Here is a 1,110-nt window from a genome sequence, read left to right on the forward strand (position 1 = left end):
GAAACGGGCAATCAGCGTCAGCTTGCCCTCTTCGTTGTCCGGGTTCAGGCGCGACATCAGCACCTTCAGATCCTCGGCAGTGGTGGTCGGGCCGCATTTGAGACCGACCGGGTTCAGCACGCCGCGGCAGAATTCCACATGGGCACCGTCAGGCTGGCGGGTTCGGTCACCGATCCAGATCATGTGGCCGGAACCGGCCAGCCATTTACCGGAAGTCGAATCAAGCCGGGTCAGCGCTTCTTCGTACTCCAGCAGCAGTCCTTCGTGGCTGGTGTAGAAATCCACGGTCGAGAATTCATGGGTAGTGTCGGCGGTTATGCCGGCAGCTGCCATGAAATCGATAGTGTCCTGGATACGATTGGCGATCTCGCTGTATTTCTGGACTTCCTGCTCATCTGTAAAACCCAGAGTCCAGGAATGCACCCGGCTCATGTCTGCGAACCCGCCGGTGGAGAAAGCGCGCAGGAGGTTCAGCGTAGCGGCGGCCTGTGTATAGGCTTGCAGCATTTTCTGCGGGTTCGGAATGCGCGCAGCAGGGGTGAAGTCCAGCTCGTTGATGATGTCGCCGCGATAGCTGGGCAGCTCAACACCATCGATGGTTTCGGTCGGCGCGCTGCGCGGCTTGGCGAACTGGCCGGCCATGCGGCCCACTTTCACCACCGGCACCTTGGCGCCATAGGTCAGCACCATCGCCATCTGCAGCATCACCATAAAGGTGTCACGGATCGCATCAGCGCTGAACTGGTCAAAGCTTTCGGCGCAATCGCCGCCCTGCAGCAGAAAGGCTTCGCCGCGCCCCGCAGCACCAATATGCTGTTTAAGGCGGCGCGCTTCGCCGGCAAAGACCAGCGGAGGGAATTTGGAAAGCTGAGCCTCGACAGCATTCAGCGCTGCCGCATCGGTATAGTCCGGCATTTGAACCCGCGGCTTGTTGCGCCAGTCCGTTTTTTGCCATTCGCTCATGACTTTATCTCCGCATCAGAGGTCTTTGGATTGTGTTGGGTGCTCTATACAAAATCCGCACCGGGGTGGCCAGTTTAGAATTGCGCCCACTTGACCCCGGGTCCAAGCTGTGAGCACGGTTTCCCGACCTGCCGCGGAGCGTGCTGC

The 1,110-nt window shown here is 59.6% G+C and carries 1 protein-coding gene; it reads right to left on the reverse strand.

Annotated elements, in window-relative coordinates; all coding sequences use genetic code 11:
- Window positions 1–963 (reverse strand): 3-deoxy-7-phosphoheptulonate synthase class II (locus A2I95_RS41160; protein WP_291738049.1); only part of this gene is annotated, 963 nt, incomplete at its 3' end.
- Between the last annotated feature and the right edge of the window lie 147 nt (window positions 964–1,110).

The sequence above is a fragment of the Leisingera sp. F5 genome (assembly GCF_001593695.1).